The 21,385-nt window shown below is 68.1% G+C and carries 21 protein-coding genes; 5 read left to right on the top strand and 16 right to left on the bottom strand.

Going from position 1 to position 21,385, the window contains the following annotated elements; genetic code table 11:
* Nucleotides 1-15 precede the first annotated feature (15 nt).
* The gene (locus tag NVU01S_RS05625) at nucleotides 16-837 is read right to left on the bottom strand and encodes a class I SAM-dependent methyltransferase (RefSeq protein ID WP_043672977.1); all 822 of its coding nucleotides are present in this window, start codon (nucleotides 835-837) and stop codon (nucleotides 16-18) included.
* Between the two features lie 87 nt (nucleotides 838-924).
* On the opposite strand from NVU01S_RS05625, the gene NVU01S_RS05620 reads away from it, so the two are divergent.
* Nucleotides 925-1,500, top strand: a complete 576-nt coding sequence (locus NVU01S_RS05620; protein ID WP_244467310.1) for a TetR/AcrR family transcriptional regulator — start codon at nucleotides 925-927, stop codon at nucleotides 1,498-1,500.
* Between the two features lie 30 nt (nucleotides 1,501-1,530).
* On the opposite strand, the gene NVU01S_RS05615 is transcribed toward NVU01S_RS05620, so the two are convergent.
* The 14 genes from NVU01S_RS05615 to ligD form a co-directional block, all read right to left on the bottom strand.
* Nucleotides 1,531-2,625, bottom strand: a complete 1,095-nt coding sequence (locus NVU01S_RS05615) for a methyltransferase (protein WP_043672979.1) — start codon at nucleotides 2,623-2,625, stop codon at nucleotides 1,531-1,533.
* Nucleotides 2,626-2,806: 181 nt separating this feature from the next.
* A complete protein-coding gene (locus NVU01S_RS05610; RefSeq protein ID WP_043672982.1) occupies nucleotides 2,807-3,337 on the bottom strand; it encodes a pyridoxamine 5'-phosphate oxidase family protein in 531 nt (176 codons plus the stop codon).
* Between the two features lie 37 nt (nucleotides 3,338-3,374).
* On the bottom strand, nucleotides 3,375-5,918 hold the full coding sequence (locus tag NVU01S_RS05605; RefSeq protein ID WP_043672985.1) for a cytochrome P450: 2,544 nt from the start codon (nucleotides 5,916-5,918) through the stop codon (nucleotides 3,375-3,377).
* Between the two features lie 158 nt (nucleotides 5,919-6,076).
* On the bottom strand, nucleotides 6,077-6,952 hold the full coding sequence (locus NVU01S_RS05600) for a nucleotidyl transferase AbiEii/AbiGii toxin family protein (protein WP_043672988.1): 876 nt from the start codon (nucleotides 6,950-6,952) through the stop codon (nucleotides 6,077-6,079).
* 41 nt (nucleotides 6,953-6,993) lie between these two features.
* Nucleotides 6,994-7,944 (bottom strand): type IV toxin-antitoxin system AbiEi family antitoxin domain-containing protein, encoded by a 951-nt coding sequence (locus tag NVU01S_RS05595; protein WP_063775983.1) that lies wholly within the window; start codon nucleotides 7,942-7,944, stop codon nucleotides 6,994-6,996.
* Nucleotides 7,945-8,033: 89 nt separating this feature from the next.
* Nucleotides 8,034-8,858, bottom strand: coding sequence for a MerR family transcriptional regulator (locus NVU01S_RS05590; RefSeq protein ID WP_244467311.1), 825 nt, complete (start codon nucleotides 8,856-8,858; stop codon nucleotides 8,034-8,036).
* The gene (locus tag NVU01S_RS05585; protein ID WP_043672991.1) at nucleotides 8,859-10,382 is read right to left on the bottom strand and encodes a flavin-containing monooxygenase; all 1,524 of its coding nucleotides are present in this window, start codon (nucleotides 10,380-10,382) and stop codon (nucleotides 8,859-8,861) included.
* Between the two features lie 10 nt (nucleotides 10,383-10,392).
* The gene (locus NVU01S_RS05580) at nucleotides 10,393-11,313 is read right to left on the bottom strand and encodes a reductase (RefSeq protein WP_043673125.1); all 921 of its coding nucleotides are present in this window, start codon (nucleotides 11,311-11,313) and stop codon (nucleotides 10,393-10,395) included.
* A gap of 7 nt (nucleotides 11,314-11,320) precedes the next feature.
* Nucleotides 11,321-12,226, bottom strand: coding sequence for an SDR family NAD(P)-dependent oxidoreductase (locus tag NVU01S_RS05575; protein ID WP_043672994.1), 906 nt, complete (start codon nucleotides 12,224-12,226; stop codon nucleotides 11,321-11,323).
* A gap of 1 nt (nucleotide 12,227) precedes the next feature.
* On the bottom strand, nucleotides 12,228-13,214 hold the full coding sequence (locus NVU01S_RS05570; protein WP_043672996.1) for an alpha/beta hydrolase: 987 nt from the start codon (nucleotides 13,212-13,214) through the stop codon (nucleotides 12,228-12,230).
* A gap of 134 nt (nucleotides 13,215-13,348) precedes the next feature.
* Nucleotides 13,349-13,768: a hypothetical protein gene (locus NVU01S_RS05565; protein WP_043672999.1), complete on the bottom strand. Its 420-nt coding sequence runs from the start codon at nucleotides 13,766-13,768 to the stop codon at nucleotides 13,349-13,351.
* Nucleotides 13,769-13,816: 48 nt separating this feature from the next.
* Nucleotides 13,817-14,173 (bottom strand): nuclear transport factor 2 family protein, encoded by a 357-nt coding sequence (locus NVU01S_RS05560; RefSeq protein WP_043673002.1) that lies wholly within the window; start codon nucleotides 14,171-14,173, stop codon nucleotides 13,817-13,819.
* Nucleotides 14,174-14,327: 154 nt separating this feature from the next.
* Nucleotides 14,328-15,278 carry a D-isomer specific 2-hydroxyacid dehydrogenase family protein gene (locus tag NVU01S_RS05555; RefSeq protein WP_043673006.1) on the bottom strand — a complete coding sequence of 317 codons (951 nt, stop codon included), beginning with the start codon at nucleotides 15,276-15,278 and terminating at the stop codon, nucleotides 14,328-14,330.
* A 96-nt stretch (nucleotides 15,279-15,374) separates the two neighbouring features.
* Nucleotides 15,375-16,349: a non-homologous end-joining DNA ligase gene (gene ligD / locus NVU01S_RS05550; protein WP_043673009.1), complete on the bottom strand. Its 975-nt coding sequence runs from the start codon at nucleotides 16,347-16,349 to the stop codon at nucleotides 15,375-15,377.
* A 62-nt stretch (nucleotides 16,350-16,411) separates the two neighbouring features.
* Here ligD and NVU01S_RS05545 point away from each other — a divergent pair, with 62 nt between their 5' ends.
* Nucleotides 16,412-16,651, top strand: coding sequence for a DUF6364 family protein (locus NVU01S_RS05545; protein WP_014982656.1), 240 nt, complete (start codon nucleotides 16,412-16,414; stop codon nucleotides 16,649-16,651).
* Nucleotides 16,648-16,956: a hypothetical protein gene (locus tag NVU01S_RS05540; RefSeq protein WP_029899785.1), complete on the top strand. Its 309-nt coding sequence runs from the start codon at nucleotides 16,648-16,650 to the stop codon at nucleotides 16,954-16,956. The genes NVU01S_RS05545 and NVU01S_RS05540 overlap by 4 nt, the downstream gene beginning before the upstream one ends.
* A gap of 270 nt (nucleotides 16,957-17,226) precedes the next feature.
* Here the strand turns inward: NVU01S_RS05540 and NVU01S_RS05535 are convergent, their stop codons facing one another.
* Nucleotides 17,227-19,350, bottom strand: coding sequence for a RecQ family ATP-dependent DNA helicase (locus NVU01S_RS05535; RefSeq protein ID WP_043673128.1), 2,124 nt, complete (start codon nucleotides 19,348-19,350; stop codon nucleotides 17,227-17,229).
* Nucleotides 19,351-19,631: 281 nt separating this feature from the next.
* Between NVU01S_RS05535 and NVU01S_RS05530 the strand changes: the two genes are divergently transcribed.
* Together NVU01S_RS05530 and NVU01S_RS05525 are read left to right on the top strand one after the other, a co-directional pair.
* Nucleotides 19,632-20,771, top strand: a complete 1,140-nt coding sequence (locus NVU01S_RS05530; RefSeq protein ID WP_052280758.1) for a GGDEF domain-containing protein — start codon at nucleotides 19,632-19,634, stop codon at nucleotides 20,769-20,771.
* A gap of 82 nt (nucleotides 20,772-20,853) precedes the next feature.
* A complete protein-coding gene (locus NVU01S_RS05525) occupies nucleotides 20,854-21,336 on the top strand; it encodes a hypothetical protein (protein ID WP_043673013.1) in 483 nt (160 codons plus the stop codon).
* Nucleotides 21,337-21,385: the final 49 nt, after the last annotated feature.

The raw sequence follows: 21,385 nt of genomic DNA, 5'->3' as shown, positions 1-21,385 counted from the left end.
GAACAATACGAGCAATCAGTCTGCTCTGGTCGCGGTGACCATGACGGTCGTGTACCGGCAGACGAAATCGCCCCCGGTGCGGTCGATGACCGCGCCGAGATCGGCGAGCACCTCGTCCAGTACGGCCGGCGCCAGGCGGGTCGTTGCGCCGGTGGTGGCGGAGTAGTCCAACCATTCGTCGCGGGTGTAGCGCTGGGTCCACTGGAAACGTTGCTGTTGCGGCTCGTCGAACGCGGCCGTTCCGCGAATGCCGTCGGCGGCTTTGTCGCACATCGCCGTGTAGATCTCGACGCTGGATACTTTGGGCAGGTGGGCGATCGGGGATTCCGGAACCACGCGGTGGAAGACCTCGGCGAGGGCCTGTTCCAGTTCGGGCGGTGGCTGCTGCACATTCCAGAACAGGGCGAGGGTGCCGCCCGGACGCAGGGCCTGGGCCGCCTTGTGCGCGCCCGCGACGGGATCGACCCAGTGCCAGGTCTGCCCGGCGACGGCGGCATCGAAGTTGCGCCCGGCCGGATCCCAGGTCTCGAAGGTGGACACTTCGACCTCGGCACCCCGGTGGCGGGCGAATTCGGCCATGCGCGAATCGGGTTCGACGCCGAGGACCGTGCAGCCGGCGGCTTGGAATCGGCGTGCGACGATGCCGGTGCCGGTGCCGATATCGAGGACGCGCGGTCCTGGACTGGCGTCGACGACCGCCGCGACGAGTTCTGTGGGATAGCGCGGACGGCACCGGTCGTAGCGCGCGGCATCGATACCGAATGATTCCGCGATCGCGCGGACTCGATGGGATTCGAGCTGAGGGGAGGGCGATGGCCCCGACGGTATAGTGGGCATGCGCCCACTGTAAATGGGCAAGTGCCCACTCGGCAAGGGTGGTTTCGGCGATGAAGGGAGATGTACACGGTGCCAACGGGAGTCGCCATGCGTGACGTGCGCGCGCAGTTGTTCGACGCCGCCGAGCGGATCATGCGCCGGGACGGGCCGAGCGCGCTGACCAGTCGGGCGGTCACCACGGAGGCCGGGTGCGCGAAAGGCGTGCTGCACCGGCATTTCACCGACTTCGACGACTTCCTGGCCGAGCTGGTGCTGGATCGCGTCGCCAAAATGGAACAACTCTCGGCTGCACTGTATGTGTCGGCGGGTGCTGGCTCCGTGGTCGAAAACCTCTCGGACGCACTGACATCGATATTCGAGTCGGTCGCGGTGGCGATCGTCGGTCTGGTCACGTTCCGGGACGAGTTGCGCGCCAGGCTACGTCACCGCTGGCCGACCGGGCTACCGCTGATGTCGGAGGCGACGGCGATGCTGGCGGATTACCTCGCCGCCGAACGCGTGCACGGCCGGATCGCGAAGAATGCCGATATCGACGCGCTCGCACCCGCTTTGATCGGCACGGGGCACCTGCTGTTCGCCGACCGCACGGGACCGCCGCCGGATACCGCCGCCGTCACCCGGGTGGTGACCGCGGTGATCGGTGGTGCGTTGACTGCCGCGTAGACGCCCGGCAGGCCTACCCGGCGCACGAATTCAGCTCGGCACGGCCTCGAGAATATTGTCCGGCGACACCGTCGGGATCACCCGTTGCAAGGTGAACCCATAGCGCGCCAAGAACTCTCGATACTCGGCGGCCGTGCGCTCGCGCCCGCCGACGTTCACCAGCATCTCCAGATCCACGAACTTGCCCGGGTGCGGGTGATTGTTCTCCGGCAGCACCAGCTCGACGATCACCAGGCGCGCATCGGGTTTCATCGCCGCGCGGACCGCGCGCAAGATGCGTCCCGCATCCGCTTCCGGCCAGTCGTGCAGGATGTGCTTGAGAATGTAGACGTCGCCGCCCTGTGGCACCGTGTCGAAGAACGAGCCGCGCTCGATGGTGCACCGCTCGGCCACGCCGCGCGCGGCGAGATGGTCGGCCGCGGCCTCGGCGACCTCGGGGAGATCGAACAGGATGCCGGTGGATTCCGGTGTGCTGCGCAAGATTTCGGCGATGAGCGTGCCCTCCCCGCCGCCGACGTCGACGACGGTGCCGAAGCGGGTGAAATCGTAGGCGGCGAGCAGCGGCCCGAGCGAGAGGGTGCCGATGCTGGTCATCGCGTTGTCGAAGAGCCTGCCGAGTTCGCGGTTGGCCTGTACGTGTTCGAAGAACGACATGCCGTGCAGCGCTTGGCCGACCGGCTTACCGGTACGCACCGCGTCGACCAGATGCGACCAGTGGTCGCGGTGCAGTGCGGAGCCGAAGAACAACGCCGCGTCGCGCAGCGAAACGGCACTGTCGCGGCGCAATGCCTTGCCCATCGGCGTGAGTGCGTACCTGCCGTCGCGGCGGCGGGTGAAGATGCCGTAGGCGATGAGCAGGCGCAGCAGCCGGTGCAGTCCGTCCTCGTCGGCTCCGAGCTGTTCGGCCAGGTCGGCCCCGGTGCGCGGGCCGTCCGCGAGCGCGTCGGCGATGCCGAGTTCGGCGGCGGCGTGGATCGCCTGGGTGAGCCAACCGGCGGCGAGCAGTTCCATCACCGCGATATGGCCGGGTACCAGCTTGCGATAGGCGACCGCCACCCCGTAGCGGATGAGTTCGACGGCGCGGACCACCACCTGCGGCGGAACTCTCGATTGCCCGGGTGCCATGGGTGGCTCCATCCCCTCGACGGTCGGCACCGCCGAATGAGCGCGGTACCCGTGCCGGCGCCGTCGCCGCACCAGTGCTCACCGAGCTCCGCGCTGGTGCGCTGTGAACAACGCGCCCCACGTAGCGTACGTGGTCCGCATCCGCTCGGCAGGGCGATCCGGGCGCGGCCGGTCGATGCGCTCAGAACGTCCAGCGCGTCGCGCCGCCGGGTTCCACCGTGGACAGGGCCGTCGCCGACTGCGCGGTGATCCGGTAGACGTGCCACGGCGGCGGTCCCGCCGACGGCGCGCTGTACTCGGCGGTGAGCGCCTGCCCGGTCGCGTCGGGGGCGGCGGGCCACCCGTCCGCGGCGTACTTCGCGGCGACCTCGGCCACCACCGCCGGGTCGGTGACCTGACTCGCCGTCCCCTCGATGACCAGATCGAAGTCGTGCAGCGAGAGGCTGACCGCGCAGCGCGGATCCCGAGCGAGGTTGCGGCCCTTGCGGCTTCGCGCGCCGGTCGTGAACACGACCGCGCCGTCGAGCCACAGCGCGCCCAGCGCGGTCATGTGCGGGCTGCCATCAGGATTGAGGGTGGTCAGCCAGTAGGAGTGCCGTTTCGGACCGCCGGTGTCGGGTGCCTGCGGGATGTTCTGTTCGAGCTTCGCCTGCACGCTCGACCATTCCAGCGCGGGCAGCGAGTAGAGGTCTGCGAGATTCTTGGTGTCCATACCTGTCCTGACGGCGCGACGCCGCGGATCTCATCGGTTACGGAGCGAGATGCAAGACCGCCGGGATCCGGGACGGTGCGGGCACGAAATCACGGTTCGACGCGGTGACCTGGTAGAGCGGGTCTGGGACCGGCTGCCAGCGAGCGAAGAGGGCGGCGGTGGCCAGGGTGATGGTCATCAGGGCGAAGTTGCTGCCGGGGCAGTGCCGGTTGCCGACGCCGAACGGCAGGATCGCCTTCTTGTCGATCTCCTCGACTCGGTCGGGGAACCAGCGGTCGGGGTCGAAGGTTTCCGGGTCGGGGTAGTAGTGCGGATTGTGGTGGATCAGATACGGGCTGAACACCACCGTCGCGCCGTCGGGCAGGATCGTGTCGCCCAACGTGACGGGACCGTCCGCGGTCTGCGTGCTGACCCACGGGCCCCAGAAGCGCAGCGTCTCCTGGATGACCGAGCGCAGGTAGGGCAGTCGCGTGACGTGCTCGGCGGTGACCGGCCCGGCGCCCACGAAATCGTCCAGCTCCCGGCGTATTTCGTCGGCGATCCGGGGTTGGCGCATGATCTCGTGCCACACCCAGCCGAGGATCGACGCGGTCGAGCCGACGCCGGCGGCGAGCATCAGCAGCAACTCGTCGATGATCTCCTCGTCGGAGAGCCGGACGCCGGTCTCCGGGTCGCGATGGCGGACCAACTCCGAGAGCACATCGTGGAAATCACGGTCGGCACGGCGGTATTCGGCGACCACCGCACCGATCTGGGTGCGCAGCCGGTGCGCCGTGCGCGCGAAGCGGCGGTTCGCCAGCGCCCGCATCCGGCGCACCGGCGGCGGCAGTGCGGCCCGCTGGATCACCTGACCGAGCAGCCACGGGATGCTCTGCTGCACTTCGCATTTGGCTCGTGCGCTGAAGTCCGCGGTGAACAGGGTCGAGGAGATGATGTCGAGCACCACGCGATGCGCCTCGTCGGTCAGCTCGAGTTGCTGACCGGGACGCAGCGACGCCGACCAGGTATTCGCGAGATCCGCTGCGACCAAGGCGTATTCGTTCAGACGCCGTTGCCGCAGTGCGGGCGCGATCAACCGGCGGCGCAGCTCGTGCGGTGTGCCGCTGAGCACATTGGACGCCTCGCGGATGACCTCGTCGATCGCCTCGCGCAACTCTTCGCGATGGAAGTGCCCTGCCTCGCCGAAACCCACCGCGCGCACCAGCTCCGGGGTGGTGAGCAGGTAGGCCGGGCGTGGGCCCAGATAGATCCGCACGATCGGCCCGAGTTCGGCCAGCGAGGTGACGAAGCGCAGTCCGTCGCGCAGCGCGATCGCGGTGTGACCGAGCAGCGGCAGCCGTCCCGGCGCGGTGGGCACATCCGGAACCTGCTGTGTGGCAGCGGCATACACCTCCAGGATCGACTCGGTCAGCCGGGACTGACGCGCGGATTCGGTGTGCTCGGTGAGGATCTTGCGCATCGGCGCCAGCAGATCGGGGTCATCGGCCAATTCCCGCAGCGTCGCCGCGATCGCGGCCACCGACGGATCGCCGGTGCGGATCCCGCCGCCTTCGGGCACGGTCTCGGCCAGATCGGGATCGCAGTAGACCACCGGTAGCCGCATCGCCGCGGCCTCCAGCAAGGCCATGCCCTGTGTGTCGAAACCTGAAGAGGGAAAAAGTAATACGTCGTGGGTTGCCATCGCGGCGAGACACTCGGCCTGGCCGACCGCGCCGTGCAACCGGATCCGTGCCCCGAGTCCGCGCGCGTCGATCACCGCTCGTGCCCGGTCCGCGAGATCGCCCGAGCCGTAGATGTCGAACTCGCAGTTCGGCACCGCGGCCACCGCGTCCAGCGCCGCCGGCAGCCGCTTCTCGGCGGACAGCCGGGCACACCACAGCACCCGCAGTGATCCGGTTGCGGCAGTGGATGTTTCGGCCGAGCGGGCGGCCTGTGCGCGATCGAGCAGCGCGTCATCGATGCCGTTGGAGATCACCTGCAGCGGACGAGCCAACCCGTGCGCGCGCAGACGCTCGGCGAAATGGTTGGTCGGCACGATCACTCGATCCGCCGCCTGGGCTTGGCCGACCATGGTGTGCCAGGCGTGCCTGGCCGCCCGGGATTCGTCGTTGCGCGGCATCCGCTCGGGGTGCGTGACGAAACGGCCGTGCAGCGCGCGCATGGTCAGCGCGGCCAGGTAGGGGGCGGGGGAGGTGTGCTGGATGAACACGTCGTCGCGGCTGTGCACGGTGTGCACCACCGGAAGGCCGTGCCTGCGGGCGGCTCGCAACCCGGCGATGGCGACGCCGTAGGTGGTCTGGGTGTGCACGACGTCGACCGGGCCCCGCTCGGCGAACACCGCGTCGATCAAGCGGGCGTTCGCGCTGGTCGGCAGCACCATCGCGAACCCGTTCACCACGACACCGCCCAGCGCGGACAGCACCACCACATCGGGGTCGGTGTCCGCGGCGCCGGGCAGCGGCGCGCAGAACAGGGTGACGCGATGGCCGAGGCGTTCGAGCCCCCGCCGCTGGGCGTGCACCGAGGTCTGGATTCCGCCCATGGTGTCGGGATGGAAGTCGGTGAACAGCGCGACGTGCATGGCCACCACGGTACGGACCGAGCGCGCGCTTCAGCACTCATCAGCCGCTGGTTTCGGCCATTTCCCGGCCCGCCGCGCAAGGTCATCTCACTTCGTCTGTGATGAAGCGGTAGGCATGTTCGACAGCAGTTACCAATGCCGCCGCCGATTTCGCTGGGTTACGGTGTGTCCCATCGTGTCGCGGTGGGATTCCAGGTGCCTACAGTGACTGTGAGATCGAGGAGCGGGTCGGCGAAGCGCGAAAGGCTGTTCAGCGCGGTGTCGAGATGATGCAGTCGCGGGGGCAGAGAGGTCTCGGCAGCGACCTTCGGATAGCCGATCTCCCACGCGGGCCCCGGACGGGTGATGGCTGGGGGCAGCTCCAGCGTGTCACGTCGTTGTTGTTGAATCTGCAGTGCCCGCTGAGTTTTGGTGGCATCAACGGGGAATCGGCCGATGATGAGCAGTAGGTCGACCAGATCGTGCCAGCGGGTGGAGGGTGTTGCCTCGGGTCCGTGGGCTTCGTACATAGCGGCGATCTTGTCGGCGATTTGGTCCGCCAGCGACAGGCAGCGGAACGGTGGCAGGTGGCCGAAGTCGGCGAGATCGAGGAGTGTGGCGGGCTCGACGTGGTCGATATCAGAAGCCAGGGTTTGTCTGATCGAGAGGTCGATGGGGAAGTGATGGAGGTCGATAGCACCGTAGTAGACCCTGGTGTCCAGCTGTGCGCTGTGTGTGGTGGCAGGGTCGTTCTTGCCGCGACGCACTTCGAAGGTGAACGGATCGAGCTCGCTGGGCGCTGAACAGAGTTGCTGGAGTTCGGTGACGGCTCGGTCGGCGTCGATGTCGGTGCGCAGAATGTCGATATCGCGGCTGAATCGGGCATCGTCTGCGAGGCGTACCAGCAGGCCACTGCCGCCTTTGAGTACCCAGGGACTGTCGGGGTCGGCGAAGACGCGGCCGAGGAACCGGATCAGGTAGAACTCTCGGTGGATTTGCGCGACTGGCCGGCCAGTCGCGCGCGCAAGCTGTTTCGCCTTGGCGTTGATCGACATGCGGAAGGCCGATACTGATCGGCGTGGCTGATTCGGGATGATCACTCCTCGTCGATGGCAGTGGAAGTCGCGTCGTCGACGGATTCGTCGAGGTCGACGCGCTGGTGGCCGGGCTTCTCGATGAGCTTCGGTGGTAGTCCGAGGTTTTCGGCGACGATGTTTCGGACGTCGGCGAGTAGCTCGGCCCACTCGGGGGTGGAGGTCAGAACGCTCAACGCTGCTTCGCGCAGTACGACGGGAACCATTGTGTCTAGATCGAGTTTGCCTGTCGTGGTGCGGAAATCGACCTGGCCTAGTTCGAGCGCGGGCAACGTGGCGGCGATTGCGGCCATGTCGATGGCGGAGGCAGGGATGCCGGCCTGGCGAATGAAGTCGCGGACGAGGCTGGTGCCGTCGCCCGCGGGCAGGCCGTAGTGGTGGGCGTAGGGGCGCAATTTCGCGGCCACCTGGGTGGTGTTGGTGTCGCCGGTGAGGATGGCGTCGCGCACGACGCGAGCTAGATGTCCACCGTCGATGTGGGTGGCGGCGAGATCGATGACAGTGCGCAGGGGGCGGGTTACGGGGAGTCCGTCGATGCGGTGCCAGTCGTCGGGGGTGAGTGCGGCAACGTGGAAGGCGATATCGGGACTGCGCGTCGTGCGCCGTTTCGGGACGGTGAATTGATGGATATCGGCGTCGACGTCGCCAAGGTCTTGCAGAACCGCGGCCGAACGGTGGGAAACAACACCCACGGGTACGGGGTCGTGGAGCCGGTCGGCGGCGGTGCGTTTGGGTTCGAGGGCGAGCCATTCGGCGCGCAGGGATTCGAAGGGGGTTTCAGGAGCCCCGGAGAGTCGGTAGACACCGTGGCGCAGTCTGACGAGGAGATTGCGGTCGGCGTAGCGCTTGAGCATCAGCGGGCTGACGTTGATGGTCGTGGCCTGACCGGTGGTGAGCAGGCCCCATTGTTCCTCAGCCAAGTCGGCTAGGGCGACGAGGCGCTGATCGGTCATGCGTCAATAATATCTTCAGGTCTGCAATAATTGCAGCCTGGTTGAAATTATTGATGCATCGTCGGTAACTGGCGCTGCCAGACTGCGACTTAGGCGGGATCGGTGCGGGCGCGTTCGCGTTCGGCCGCGGTGGCCAGGTAGTCGCCGAGTTCCCGGCGCAGGGTCACGTCCAGCGAGCGGGCGAGCGTGGCGTGCACCGAGGCGACGGCCAGCTCCCGCATCTTGCTCAACATCGTTGTGGTGTCGGCGATCTCGCTGCTGGTGTCGGGCAGCCAGCCGGGGCCGTGCTCATCGATGATGTGCTGTTTGGCGGCCGTGATCATGATGTGGGTGATGTCATCGATCCGGTCGGCCACCTTGGCGTAGATCTCGATGAGGGTGCGCAGTTCCAGCCCGTACTCGTGCAGTTCGGCGAACGAGGTGAGCAGCTGCGTGTCGGTGAACACCACGGTGTCGCCCTCGAGCCGTACCAGCTTCATCTCGCGCAGCCGGTCCACCAGCTCATCGGCCTCGGCGCCGAGAATGGTGCCGATCAGCTCCCGGGGCACCTCGAACGTCTCGTCCTTCGACCACGAGGCGGTCACGGCGTGTTGCAGGCCGAGCACCTCGGTGAGGTCCTTGCCGGTCTCCCAGCTGGTGATGAAATCACCGATGTGCGCGGTGGTGAACCCGCGCTGCAACAGCGCGTCGATCAGCCGCAATCGCTCCAGGTGTGAGTTGTCGTAGATGCTGGCCCGGCCGTCCTTGCCGATCGGCGGGGGCAGCAGGCCACGCTCCTGATAAGCGCGCACGTTGCGGGTGGTGGTGCCCGCGGCGCGCGCGAGGTCATCGATCCGGTACTCCATCGACTTCACCTCCTCGCCCGCCACGGTGCCGGAGCCGAGTCTATCGCCCCCGCCTCCGGCACCGATCACCTACGAAACCGCCGCGATCCGCGTCTTGCGCACCTGACCGGCCGACGGCACCACCGTGTAGTCGGCGAGGTCGACGGTGCGCAGCTGGTTGACGTACTGGGAGGCGAAGCCCGGGTACATCGTGGCGTTGAAACCGTCCTCGGTGAGATACCAGCTCTTGCAGCCCGAGTTCCAGGTGGTGCCGGTGAGGCGGCGCTGCATGCCCTCGTTGTAGCGGTCCTGCCGGTCCTTGCGGACATCGAGGACGCGCAGATCCTGCTTCAGGATGGTGTCGATGCCCTGCACCAGGTAGTCGATCTGGGCCTCCATGTACACCAGCGCCGAATTGTGGCCCGGCCCGGAGTTCGGCCCGAACGTGAGGAACATGTTCGGATACCCGGACACCGCGACGCTCTTGAACGCGTAGGCGCCGCGCGACCATTCGTCGGCGAGCACCCGTCCGTCGCGGCCGACCACCGGGATCGGCGTGCCGGTCTTGGACACATCGAAGCCGGTCGCGAAGACGATGCAATCCGCCTGGTGCTCAATGCCTTCCGCGGTGCGGATACCGCGTTCGGACAGGGTGGCGATGGGCCAGGTGATCAGCTTGCAGTTGTCCCGTTGCAGCGCGGGGTAGTAGTCGTCGGTCATCAGCAACCGCTTGCAGCCCGCCCGGAAATCCGGCGTGAGCTGCCTGCGCAGCCACGGATCCTTGACCTGCCTGCGTAATTGGGCTTTGCCGACCAGCTCGACCACCCGGGTGAGCGGGGTGTTCCAGACCACGCCGAGCGCGACCGATTCGTGCCCGTAGAACCAGGCCTGCCGGGCCAGCTGCTCGGCGGCGGGCACCCGGCGGTAGAGCTCCCTGGTGACCGCGTTGGTCCGCCGGTTCACCCGTGGCAGCACCCATCCCGGCGTGCGCTGGAAGACCTTGACCGAGGCGGCCTTGTCCACCAGCTCAGGAATGATCTGCACCGCACTGGCTCCGGTGCCGACGACAGCGACCTTCTTACCGGTGAAGTCGTAGTCGTGATCCCACCGGGCGCTGTGGATCTTGTGCCCGGCATAGTTTTCGATGCCGCGAATGTTCGGGAAGCTGGCGTTGGCCAGCGGACCCGAGGCGAGCACCACGGTGCGGGCGAGCACGGTGTCGGCGCGGCCCTCGATCGAGATCTCCCACCGCCCGGCCGCTTCGTCGAAGACGATGCCGGTCACGTTGTGGCCGAACCGCAGATGCGGCGCGAGCCCGAACTCCGCCACCATCGTCTCGATGTAGCCGAGGATCTCGTTGCTGCCCGAATAGGTGTGCGACCAGTTCGGATTCGGCGCGAAGCTGTAGGAGTACAGCCGGGACGGAATATCGCACGCCGCACCGGGATAGGTGTTGTCGCGCCAGGTGCCACCGATGGATTCGCCCCGCTCGAAGATGGCGAAGTCGTCGATGCCCTTCTGCTTCAACCGAATCGCGGCACCGATACCGGCGAATCCGCCACCGATGATCGCGACGTCCAGGGTCTCGTTCGTCCCCAGGGTCTTGTTCGTCATAGCCATCCCGTCAGGCCGCCGGCTCGTAGGTGACTTCCTTGACCCAGGTCGGGTCGCGGCGCAGCAGGGCCTTGGGCACCCGCGCGGTGATCTTCACCAGTGCGTCGGCGAACAGGTGGTATGGGTGGCCGCGGTCGATCACCCAGCCGCCGTGCATCTTCACGATCTGGTACATCGGCAGTCGGCGCGCGAATTCGCTGCGCTCGCCGACGTTGGCGTAGCGCTTCAGCGCGGCGTACAGCTTCTCCTCGTCGACGCCCATCTCGACGATGTTGTCGCGCATCTTGTTCAGCAGCGGCACGTAGCTCAGTACGCCGATGATCAGCGAGGGCTTCATCCAGCCGCCGACCAGGTCGATGAACAGCTTGCGGGCCTGGGAGTGGCCGAGCAGGTCCATCACCGCGAAATCGACGGCCAGATGCCGGGATTCGTCGTTGTTGATCTTCTTGAAGGCTTCCTGGCAGACCGGGTCCTCGATCTCGTCCATGATGAACTTGACCAGCGCGCCGTCGAGTGCGACCTCGAGCATCGGGATCACGGTGCCGAGGAACGACAGCGACATGTCGTCGGCGTACTTGTCCAGGAAGTCGATCACCAGCTTGACGTTCACGTTCGGCTGCGGGATCTCGTCGCCCTCGAGCATGTTCCAGCGCCGCATCAGCGCCAGCTCGGCATTGGCGTGACGCTGCTCCTCGGCGTGGAAGTACCGGTAGATCTCGCGCAGCGTCTCGGTGGGCGCCTTCTTCGCCATGGCGGCGAAACCGCGCGCACCGACATTCTCGATCCACATCAGGTCGGCCATGAACGGCTTGAGCCGGGCGTGCAGTTCGGGCGAGATCGTCTCGGCGCCCGGTGCGTCCCAGTCGATATCGGCCAGCGCCCACTGCCGGTTCTTGATCTTGGTGAGCATGTCGTCGAAGTCCATTGCGATGGCCATGTCAGACTCCTGTCTTGTCGGTGACCGAAGCGTGGTCGGTGGCGGGGGAGTTGTCCTGGGGCAGTACGCGATCCAGGAGGCCGAGAACATAGGTGTACTGGGCGGGGAAGTAGCGCTTGAGCCGCCAGATGACGTGCGCGTCCAATTGCGGCAGCACGTAGAGCTGTCCGCGATCGTGCGCGTCGAGGGTGTTGCGGGCGACCGTCTCGGGGGAAAACCCGGTCCAGCGCATCAAGGTGTCGGCCAGCCGCGCGGACTGCTGGGTGATCCGGCCGTCCTTGGCCACATTGGTTTTCACGAACGTCGGACACAGCACGGTGAGTGCGACGCCGGTGCCGCTCAGCTCGGCCGCCATCGTTTCCGACAGCGCGAGCACGCCCGCCTTCGACACGTTGTACACGGCCATCGAGGGCGCGGCGGTGAAGGCCGCCGCGGACGCGACGTTGATGATGCCGCCGCGGCGAGCGGCGCGCAGCTTCGGCGTGAACACCTCACAGCCGTGCACCACGCCCCACAGATTGATGCCGAGGGCCCATTCCCAGTCGTCGAATCCGACCTGGCCGACCCGGGTTCCGCCGATGCCGACGCCGGCGTTGTTGATCACCAGGGTGACCGGACGCTCGAACAGTGATTCGGCAAAGCGCGCAAGGTTTTCCACGTCCTCGCGCTGCGCGACATCGCAGCGGAACGCGTGCGCGGCGCCGGGGAACTTGCGCTCGATCAGGGCGACGGTCTCGTCGGCCCGCCCCTCGTCGATATCGGCGCAGATCACGTGGCCGCCGCGATTGGCGATTTCCACCGCGAAGGCCCGGCCGATGCCGCTGCCCGCGCCGGTCACCACCGCTCGCGCGCCGTAGCTGCGCCGCGGTCGATGACCAAGGGGCAGTAGATTTTCCAGTCCGAACATGTCAGCTCACCTTTTCCGAGACGGGATGGGAGGCCAGTGCGGCGGACAGGAAGTCGGCCGCGCGCGTCAGGGCTCGGTCGGCCTCGGGCACCAGCAGCGGCAACGCCTGGAAGACGTGCATCTGGCCCGGCCAGACCTCTAGATCGGCGCTGCCGCCCGCGGCGCGCACCATCGCGCACAGCGCCCGTGCGTCGGCGCGCAGCATTTCGGCGCCGCCGACCTGCACCAGCATCGGCGGCAATGCGAGGCCGTCGGGGATGCTCAGCCGCACCCGTGGTGCGTCGGCGGGCAGGCCGCGGGTGTACATGGCGGGCATCCGGCTCGCCGCCGCGGCGGTGATGAGCGGATCCGGTTGCTGCCGTTCCTGTTCGGCGGCGAGACCGAGGGTGAGATCGAGTAGAGGCGAGAACAACGCGACACCGGCCGGGGTGGCCATGCCGCGACGGCCGTTCTCCACGAGCAGGTCGAGCGCGAGGTGCCCGCCCGCCGAATCACCGGCGAGCACAAGGTTTTCCGGGGCATAGCCTTGTTCGAGCAGCCAGTTGTAGCCTGCCTCGACGTCGTCGGCCGCCGCCGGGAAACGATGCTCGGGGGCGAGCCGATAGTCGACGACGAAGACGGGCAGGCCGGTCTTGCGGGACAGGTGCGCGGCGAGCGCGCGGTGGGTGCGGGCGGAGCAGATCACGTAGGCGCTGCCGTGCAGGTAGTAGAGCGCGCGCGGGCCGAACGACACACCGGCGGCGCGGACCCATTCCCCGCGCACCGCGCCGGCCCGTACCGGTGTGACCTGCGTACCGTTCGGCACCGGACCCCCGACGGCCATGAACGTGGCGACGAGCTTGCGGGCGAACCAGACTCCCGGCGCGTTCATCGGCACCGCGCAGTTGAGCTGCCGCAGGCCGAAGCGGGTGGCCGTCGCGGCGAGCGTCGCCTGCACGGATGGTGCCGTGGGTACGCCGGGAACCGAGGTCCTCGTTGACCTTGTCATGTGCCCAGAATCATCCATGAATGTGCCAGTTGTCAATGGCACATTTGTTGCAGGCTGCTTACAGGTGGCCTTGACCTGCAAAAACAACCGGGGTACCAGCAGGTCTGCTGGTACCCCGGTCGGTTTCGGCTGGTTCAGGACGCTTTGCGCAGACCCAGGTACTGGAGGGCGGCGAAACCGCCGACGGTCACCGCCTGCATGACCGCCCACACCGAGCCGACCGTGTTCAGGTCCAGGGCGCCTTCGAGCAGTGCCGCGAGGCTGACGACGACCCAGGCCGAATTGGCCGCGATCACGGCGCGGGTGGCGCCGGTGCTGATCGTGGACCGGGTGCCGATGACCGCCACCGCGAGACCGTACAGCGTGAGGAAGGCGCCGATCGGGATGCCGATCTCGGTGTTCAGGCCGAGCAGCGACTCCAGCGGCTTGGCGAGAGCGAGATAAGCCAGGCCGTTGACGCCGGTGACCACCGCGTCCAAGCGGAGCGAGAGACGGAGCAGCTTCGGGCCGGGGGCGAGCACGGAGGACAGGTAGGACGGGGCGGTGGTGGTCATGGCGGTGCCATCCTTCGGTGAATCAGTTTGGGGGAGAGAGGGTTTAGATCAGGCAGTCGCGGGGACGCGGTCCAGGAAGCCGTACACGTTGGCGATCTTGCCCTGCTCGAGCACGGCCACATCGAAGCCGACGACGACGGCGGCCGCGTCGGCCGGGCCGAGTTCCCAGGTGAACCGGACCTGGTCGTGGTGCGCGTCCACCGGACCGGCCAGCCGGAACGTCCAGCCGGGGAATTGTGCTTGCGCGGCGGCGATTCCGGCGTCGATGGCGTCGTGGCCGGTGACCGACATCAGGGGGTCGGTGTAGCCCGCGGTCTCGGTGAACACCCGGGCCACTGCGGCCTTGCGCGCTGCGGCGTCGGTGGTGTTCCAGGCTTCCAGGTACTGGGCGACGATGGTGTCCATGATGAGCTCCTTCGGGGCTGTGATCTGCGGTTTCGCTGTCGCTGTGCTGACAGGAACTACGTTATGGCCGCAGGGGGGTGCCCCGAATCAGTCATCGATAAGTACTTTTCGCGCTCCTATACGTATGCCGAGCCACTCGGCATACGTACGGGGGCTAGTAACCGCGTTCCGGATCGATCGGCGCGAGCAGTTCCTCGCCCGCGACGAACCGGCGCACGTTCGCGCCGACATGGTCGGCGAAGGCAGCTAGCCGCAATTGCGGCGGATTCGAATCATGTGGTGTGACAATGGCATTCGGCAGTACCCAGAGCGGATGCCCGTCCGGCAGGGGTTCCGGATCGGTGACGTCGAGCCCGGCGCCGGCGATCGCCCCGGAGGCCAGCGCGGTGACCAGCGCGTCGGTGTCGATCAGGCTGCCGCGAGCGATGTTGACGATCCACGACGACGGTTTCAGTCGAGCCAGCACGTCGGCGTCGATGAGGTGGGTGGTCGCGGGCGTGGCCGGCGCGGCGACGACCACGTGGTCGGTGCGCGCCCACACCCGGGAGAGCTGATCGGTGGAGATCGTCTCGATCGTGTCCGGGATGCCGGGGCCGGTGACCGGCTTGCCGGAGCGGTTCACCGCGATCACGTGCGCGCCCAACGGGATCAGCATCGGGATCAGCGCGCGGCCGATGCCGCCCGCGCCGACGATGGTGACGGTTTTGCCGCGCAGCGACCCGATATGCGGGACGAAGTCCTGCTGCCGCCAGCTCGCCGCGCGCAGTTGCTCGGGCAGGTAACGCACTCCGGCGAGCAGTAGCATCAGCGCGTGCTCGGCCACGCTGGCCGCGAAAGCGCCTGCGGCGGAAGTGAATCGAACCTTCGGATGGTTCGCGATGATGCCCGCGTCGAACCATTGCTCGACACCCGCCGCGGGCAGCTGCACCCATTCGACCGAGGCGGGCAGCTCGTCGGGGAACTGTCCCGGCGTGCCCGCCCAGATCAACCCGCGAGCCTCGGCCGGATCGGTCACCTGTGCGCCGGCCTCCACCACCGCCTTCGCCAACAGCGCGGGCGGTGGGTCGGCGGGTCCGATCGCTATCGCTGCTGCCGGTCGGTGCACGGAAATGGACCTCCTTCGAAGCAGTGCGACGGATTCGCGCGGCACCGTCGATCAGTGCCCCAGCGACGTTATCACCGCTGGCCAGACGGGCTCGGGTCACTCCTGGTCGAGGTCGGTTTCCTGCTCCAGGTCGGCGTCGACCTCGTCGCGGTCGGCCCACTCGAGCAGCCGGTCGATCTCGAAGACCGCGTCATCGATGCCCGCGTGCAGATCGCCGAGTTCGGCGAAACGAGCGGGGACGGTCTGCATGGTGAAGTCCCGTGGATCGATATCGGGAATCTCGCCCCAGCGGACCGGGGTGGAGACGGTGCCCGCCGGCACGCCGCGCACCGAGTAGGCGGCGGCGATGGTGTGGTCGCGGGCGTTCTGGTTGTAGTCGACGAACAGCATCGCGGGATCGCGGTCCTTGCGCCACCAGGTGGTGGTGACGTCGTCGGGTGCGCGGCGCTCGACCTCGCGGGCGAAGGCGAGCGCGGCACGCCGCACATCCTGGAAACCCCACTGCGGCGCGATCCGCACGTAGACGTGTAAACCCTTGCCGCCGGAGGTTTTCGGCCAGCCGACCGCGCCCAGTTCGTCGAGCACCTCGTGCACGACGCCCGCCACCCGCTGCACCCGCGACCACGGGCAGTCCGGCATCGGATCCAGGTCGATGCGCCATTCGTCCGGGCTCTCGGTATCGGCCGCGCGCGAGTTCCACGGATGGAACTCCACGGTCGACATCTGCACCGCCCAGATGACATCGGCCAATTCGTGCACGCACAGTTCGTCGGCATGCCTGCCGTACCGGGGGAAGAAGACGCGCACCGTGGGAATCCAGTCCGGCGCACCCGCGGGCAACCGCTTCTGGTGCACCTTGTCCCCGGACAGTCCCTTCGGGAACCGGTGCAGCATGCACGGCCGATCACGCAGCGCGCGGACGATGCCGTCACCGACGCTCAGGTAGTACTGCACCAGGTCGAGCTTCGTCGCACCGGACTCCGGGAAATAGACCCGGTCCGGGTTGCTGATGCGGACTGTGCGGTCGCCGACATCCAATTCGATGGCCGACGCCGCCGACTTGCTGGCCACGGGTCCGACGATAGCCGATCGAGCGCCCGCGCCGAGTGCATCGATCTGGTATGCATGTGAGTATGAGCAAGGCGACGCGTGTCACGGTGACGCTGGACCCGCAGGTGGCCGAGTGGGCGAAACAGGCGGCCGACCAGCAGAAACGCAGCCTGTCCTCGGTGATCAACGCCTCGCTGCGGTCCGCGCTCGTGCACGACAGCCTGGCCAAGCTCGCCGTCGACGAGGAAGCCGAACGCGCCGCCGCCTACGACGACGTGCACGTCACCGAGGCCGCCGAAGCCGACGCCCGCGGCGCGGCATGAGGCGCGGACAGATCTGGCGTTACTCTCCCGCGCTCAGCGACGGCACCCCGCTGCCCAGACGCATGACGGTGGTGCTGGTCTCCGATTCCGCGGTGATCACCTCTCCGTACCGCTGGCTGCACGTCGTCCCGCTCCGCGAGGCCGACCCCGGCCACGTGCTCGCCACCCACACCGAACACGGTTGGGCCGACACCCTCGAACTACACCGCGCCTACCGCCCCTGGCTCGCCGAGCACCTCGGCGAACTCACCGCCGCCGAATGCGAATCCCTCGACGCCCGCCTCCGCGCCACCCTCAGCCTGTAGCGCCGCGCTCGGCGTGTTGCGGAGCGCTCAACCTGTAGCGCAGCGCGCGGCGTGTTGCGAAGCGCTCAACCTGTAGCGGAGCGCGCGGCGTGCTGCGGAGCGCTCAACCTGTGGCGCAGCGCTCGGTGTGTGGCGCAGTGCTCGGCGTGTGGTGCAGCGCTCGGCCTGTAGCGGGCCGCTCGACGTGTGGCGCAGTGCTCGGCCGGTAGCGCCGCACTCGGCCGAGGCACAGGCGCTCGGCGTGTGGCGCTGCGGGTTGACGTGCTGCCGCTAGGTCACCGAGGCGAGGGCGAAGGGGAGGACGGCGTCCGCGCCCGCCTTGCGCAGGGCGTGCGCGGCGAGGGTGAGGGTCCAGCCGGTGTCGGAAAGGGTGTCCACCAACAGGATCGGGCCTTCGACGGCGGTTAGGTCGGGGACGTCCCAGGAATCGTAGAGGCCCGCGACGCGATGCGCGGAGTTGGCGGCGGAGACCGGGGGACGGTCGGGACGCGTCGGCAGCGTGCCCAGATCGTCGAGGCGGCCCACCTCGGCGAGACGGGCGGCGAGGGTCGCGGTGAGCACCGGGTAGCGCGGGGCGGCGAGGGCCATGACGGACGTGGGGCGGGTCGCCCAATTCCAGTCGCGCAGTACGGCGATACAGGCGTCGAAGACCGCGTCGGGGATCGGGTCGTCGGGTCCGTCGAGCAGCGCACGCAGGCGCTGGCCCCAGCCGAGGTCGGTCAACCTGCCCAGCACCCGGCCGGTCTCCGCACCATCGGTGATCTTGCCGGACAACGGGACACCGAGTTTCGCCATGCCCGTCGGCCACTGCTTGCGCGGGCTGAGGTCGAGTCCGGGCCGATCGAGGCGGGCCCGGGTCGCGGCGACCGCCGCGGCGTCCACCGAGACGTCGGGACGGGTGCCGGTGCAGTTGTCGCACCGTCCGCAGCCGGGTGAATCCGACGGCGCCGCAGGCAATCCGGGGTCGTCGAGCTGGCGGCGCAGGAACTCCATCCGGCATTCGGCGGTCGACTGGTAGTCGATCATCGCCTGCTGTTCGACCTCCCTGGCCGCGGACAACCGCTCGTAGCGTTCGGTGTCGTAGGTCCACGGCTGCCCGGTGCTGAGCCAGCCGCCGCGCACCCGGCGCACCGCCCCGTCCACGTCCAGCACCTTGAGCACCATCTCCAGGCGGGACCGGTTCAGCTCCACCATCGGTTCCAGCGCGACGGTGGACAGCGGGCGGTCGGTGTCGAGCGCGTCCAGCACCGCACGCACGATGTGCTCGCGCGGAAACGCCACGGAGGCAAAGTAACTCCAGATCCGCGCGTCCTCCGGCCCGGGCAGCAGCACCACCTCGGCCCGGGCGGTGCCGCGACCCGCGCGGCCCACCTGCTGGTAGTAGGCGATGGGCGAGGACGGCGCACCGACGTGCACGACGAAGCCGAGATCGGGCTTGTCGAAGCCCATGCCGAGCGCCGAGGTGGCGATGAGCGCCTTCACCTCGTTGTTCAGCAGCGCCGCTTCCAGCGCTTCGCGTTCGGCCGGATCGGTCTGGCCGGTGTACGCGGCGACCGTGTGCCCGTGCGAGTTCAGCACGTCGGCCAGGTCGTGCGCGGCGGCGACGGTGAGGGTGTAGACGATGCCCGAGCCGGGCAGCCGGTGCAGCTGCGCGCTGAGCCAGGCGGTGCGTTCCACCGCGTCGTCGAAGCGCACCACCGACAGGTGCAGCGATTCGCGGTCCAGCGTGCCGCGCAACACCAGGGTGTCGGTGCCGATCTGCGTCGCCACGTCGGTGACCACGCGATCGTTGGCGGTCGCGGTGGTGGCCAGCACCGGCACCTCGGAGCCGAGGTCGGCGATGAGGGTCCGGATGCGGCGGTAATCGGGCCGGAAGTCGTGGCCCCAGTCCGACACGCAGTGCGCCTCGTCGATCACCACGAGACCCGCGTCGGCGGCGAGCTTGGGCAGCACCTGATCGCGGAAGTCCGGATTGTTCAATCGTTCCGGGCTGACCAGCAGCACGTCGACCGCGCCCGCCGCGACCTGGGTATGTATTTCATCCCATTCGGTCATATTGCCCGAATTGATGGTCGCGGCAACCACTCCCGCCCGCTGGGCCGCCGCCACCTGGTTGCGCATCAGCGCCAGCAGCGGGGACACGATCACCGTCGGACCACGACCGGCGCCCCGCAGCAGCTTCGCGGCGATGAAGTACACCGCCGACTTGCCCCAGCCGGTGCGTTGCACCACCAGGGCCCGGCGCCGCTGCACCACCAGCGCCTCGATCGCGGTCCACTGATCCTCCCGTAGCCGGGCCTGCGGCCCGGCCAGCTCGCGCAGCAGGGCTTCCGCGCGCTCGCGCAGGTCGGGTGCGGTGAGGTCGATCGCCGGGACATCGGTCGCCGTGGTCATGCGCTCCATCGTGCCCGACGGTACCGACACACCTGGCGCGCGTCGCGTCCGCCCGTCCCCTGCGCGCCAGTCGCCGTCTGATACCACGGGCAAGGGCGACGCGCCGAATCCCGTTCGAAACGGTCGGTATATCCGGGGTTGTGAACTCGTGGTGTGCCTTACACTGCCTGAATTGCTGTGACGTCGCCGGGTCGAGTCCGGCGTCAGGTGGCGGTATTCACCGCATCAGGTGCGCTTTTCGTGGAGATACGAGGATTCGTCGACGCCGAGGACTTGTGGCAATGAACGAGCGGAGCAAACGAGGTGCGGCGCTGACCGACCACGTCCAACTGCTGCGGGACTGGTGGCGCGACGGCGTCGACTATCGCTGGGTGGTGAACGCCCTGGAGTCCCGCAACGCGCTCGGGGTGGTGAAGATCGCGATCGGATTGTGCGGCCTGGCAACGCCGTTCATCAGCGTGCTCACCGTGACGTCGCCGGCGGGCCCGGACACGCTCTTCGGCCGGACGGTGCTCTGGTGCATCACGGCGCTGTCGGTCGTGTGGGTCGCGCGCTGGTGGTTCCTGCCCTGGCCGAACGTGCTGGAATCGCTGGTCCTCATCGCGGCGGGTGACGTGTGCGTGACGGTGGTCTGTCTGCTGAGCCCCGGCTACGTGGTGCGCTCGGTCGGCATGCTGCTGTTGCTGATCGTCGGCATCTATGTCAGCGCTTTCCACAGTCCGCGGCTGCTCGCCGTGCACACCGCGTGGTCGCTCGCCTCGGCCGTGGTGCTCGCCGTGCCGCTGTTCGGAGAGGGCGACCCGGCCTCGGCGGCCATCATGATCCTCGGCATGGTCGCGGCGACGGTGGTGGCGCCGGGCCTGCAGTTCTGTTACTGGGTGCTGCGTACCGACATGCTGTCCGATCCGCTGACGACGCTGCTGAGCAGGCGCGGTTTCGAATATCACTCCTCGCTGGTGGTCGCCCGTCCCGGCCCGGTTCCGGTCTGTGTCCTGATGGCCGACCTGGATCGGTTCAAGGTCGTCAACGACACCTTCGGGCACCACGCCGGGGACAAGGTACTGGTGACGACCGCGGAACGGTTGCTGCACCACGCACCGGCGGACAGCATCGTGTCCCGGCTCGGCGGTGAGGAATTCGCGATCGTCGCCCGCCTGTCGCTGCCCGACGCGCTGGACGCCGCGGAGCGGTTGCGCGCCGCCCTCGCCGCGCCGATGGGATCGATCTCGGTGACCGCCAGCCTCGGCCTGTCGATCGGCGAGGCGGACGTGATCGGCTTCCACCGCACCCGCCGGCTGGTACAGGATCTGATCCGCTGCGCGGACAGCGCGATGTATCAGGCGAAACAGCGGGGCGGCAACACCGTCGTGGTCGAGAACATCGCCGCGCTGTACGGCGTCGACACTCGCGACTCGGCGTGACCGACGCCGGGGGAGAATAAGACGCCGGGGGAGAATAAGACTGGGAAGATTCCCGGCGCCGGGGACCCGCAGGAGGGCAACCATGTCGAGCAACTATCAGCCACCCGCGGGCTGGTCACCGCCGGGCACGCAGTTCCAGACCCGCAGCGGCTTCGGGCGGACGCTGATCGGGTCGGTGGTCGGACTGGTGGTGACGCCGATCGGGATCGGGCTCGCCGCGCACGGTGCGCTGGACACCCGGCAGTGGGTGCTCCTCGGCACCGCCGCCGACCGGTGGGGTTCGAACTTCCAGATCATCGGCGGCGCGGTGCTGCTGTTCCTGGTCGCCGCGCTGGCCGCGTTCTCGCCGGTCGGCACGGCTATCGCGGGGCTGGTGTGGGGTTTGATCCCCGGCGTGCTGCAGATCCTGTTCCCGGAGGACACCTACCGGCAGATCGAGAACCTGCCGGAGCTGTCCGACGATTTCCATCTCGCCCTGCACAATTGGGTGCTGAACGGTTTCGCGCTGATCACCGGTCTGTTCCTGATCGGCGCCGGGATCGCGGCCACCCTGCGGCGCAAGTAGATCCGGGCCGCGCGCCCACGGTGTGGCGCGCGCGGCCCGGAGTCAACGG

The sequence above is a fragment of the Nocardia vulneris genome, from assembly GCF_001613425.1.
Classification (GTDB): Bacteria; Actinomycetota; Actinomycetes; order Mycobacteriales; family Mycobacteriaceae; genus Nocardia; species Nocardia vulneris.
Note: the sequence above shows the minus strand (reverse complement) of the source record. Positions and strands in the feature narration are given on the sequence as shown.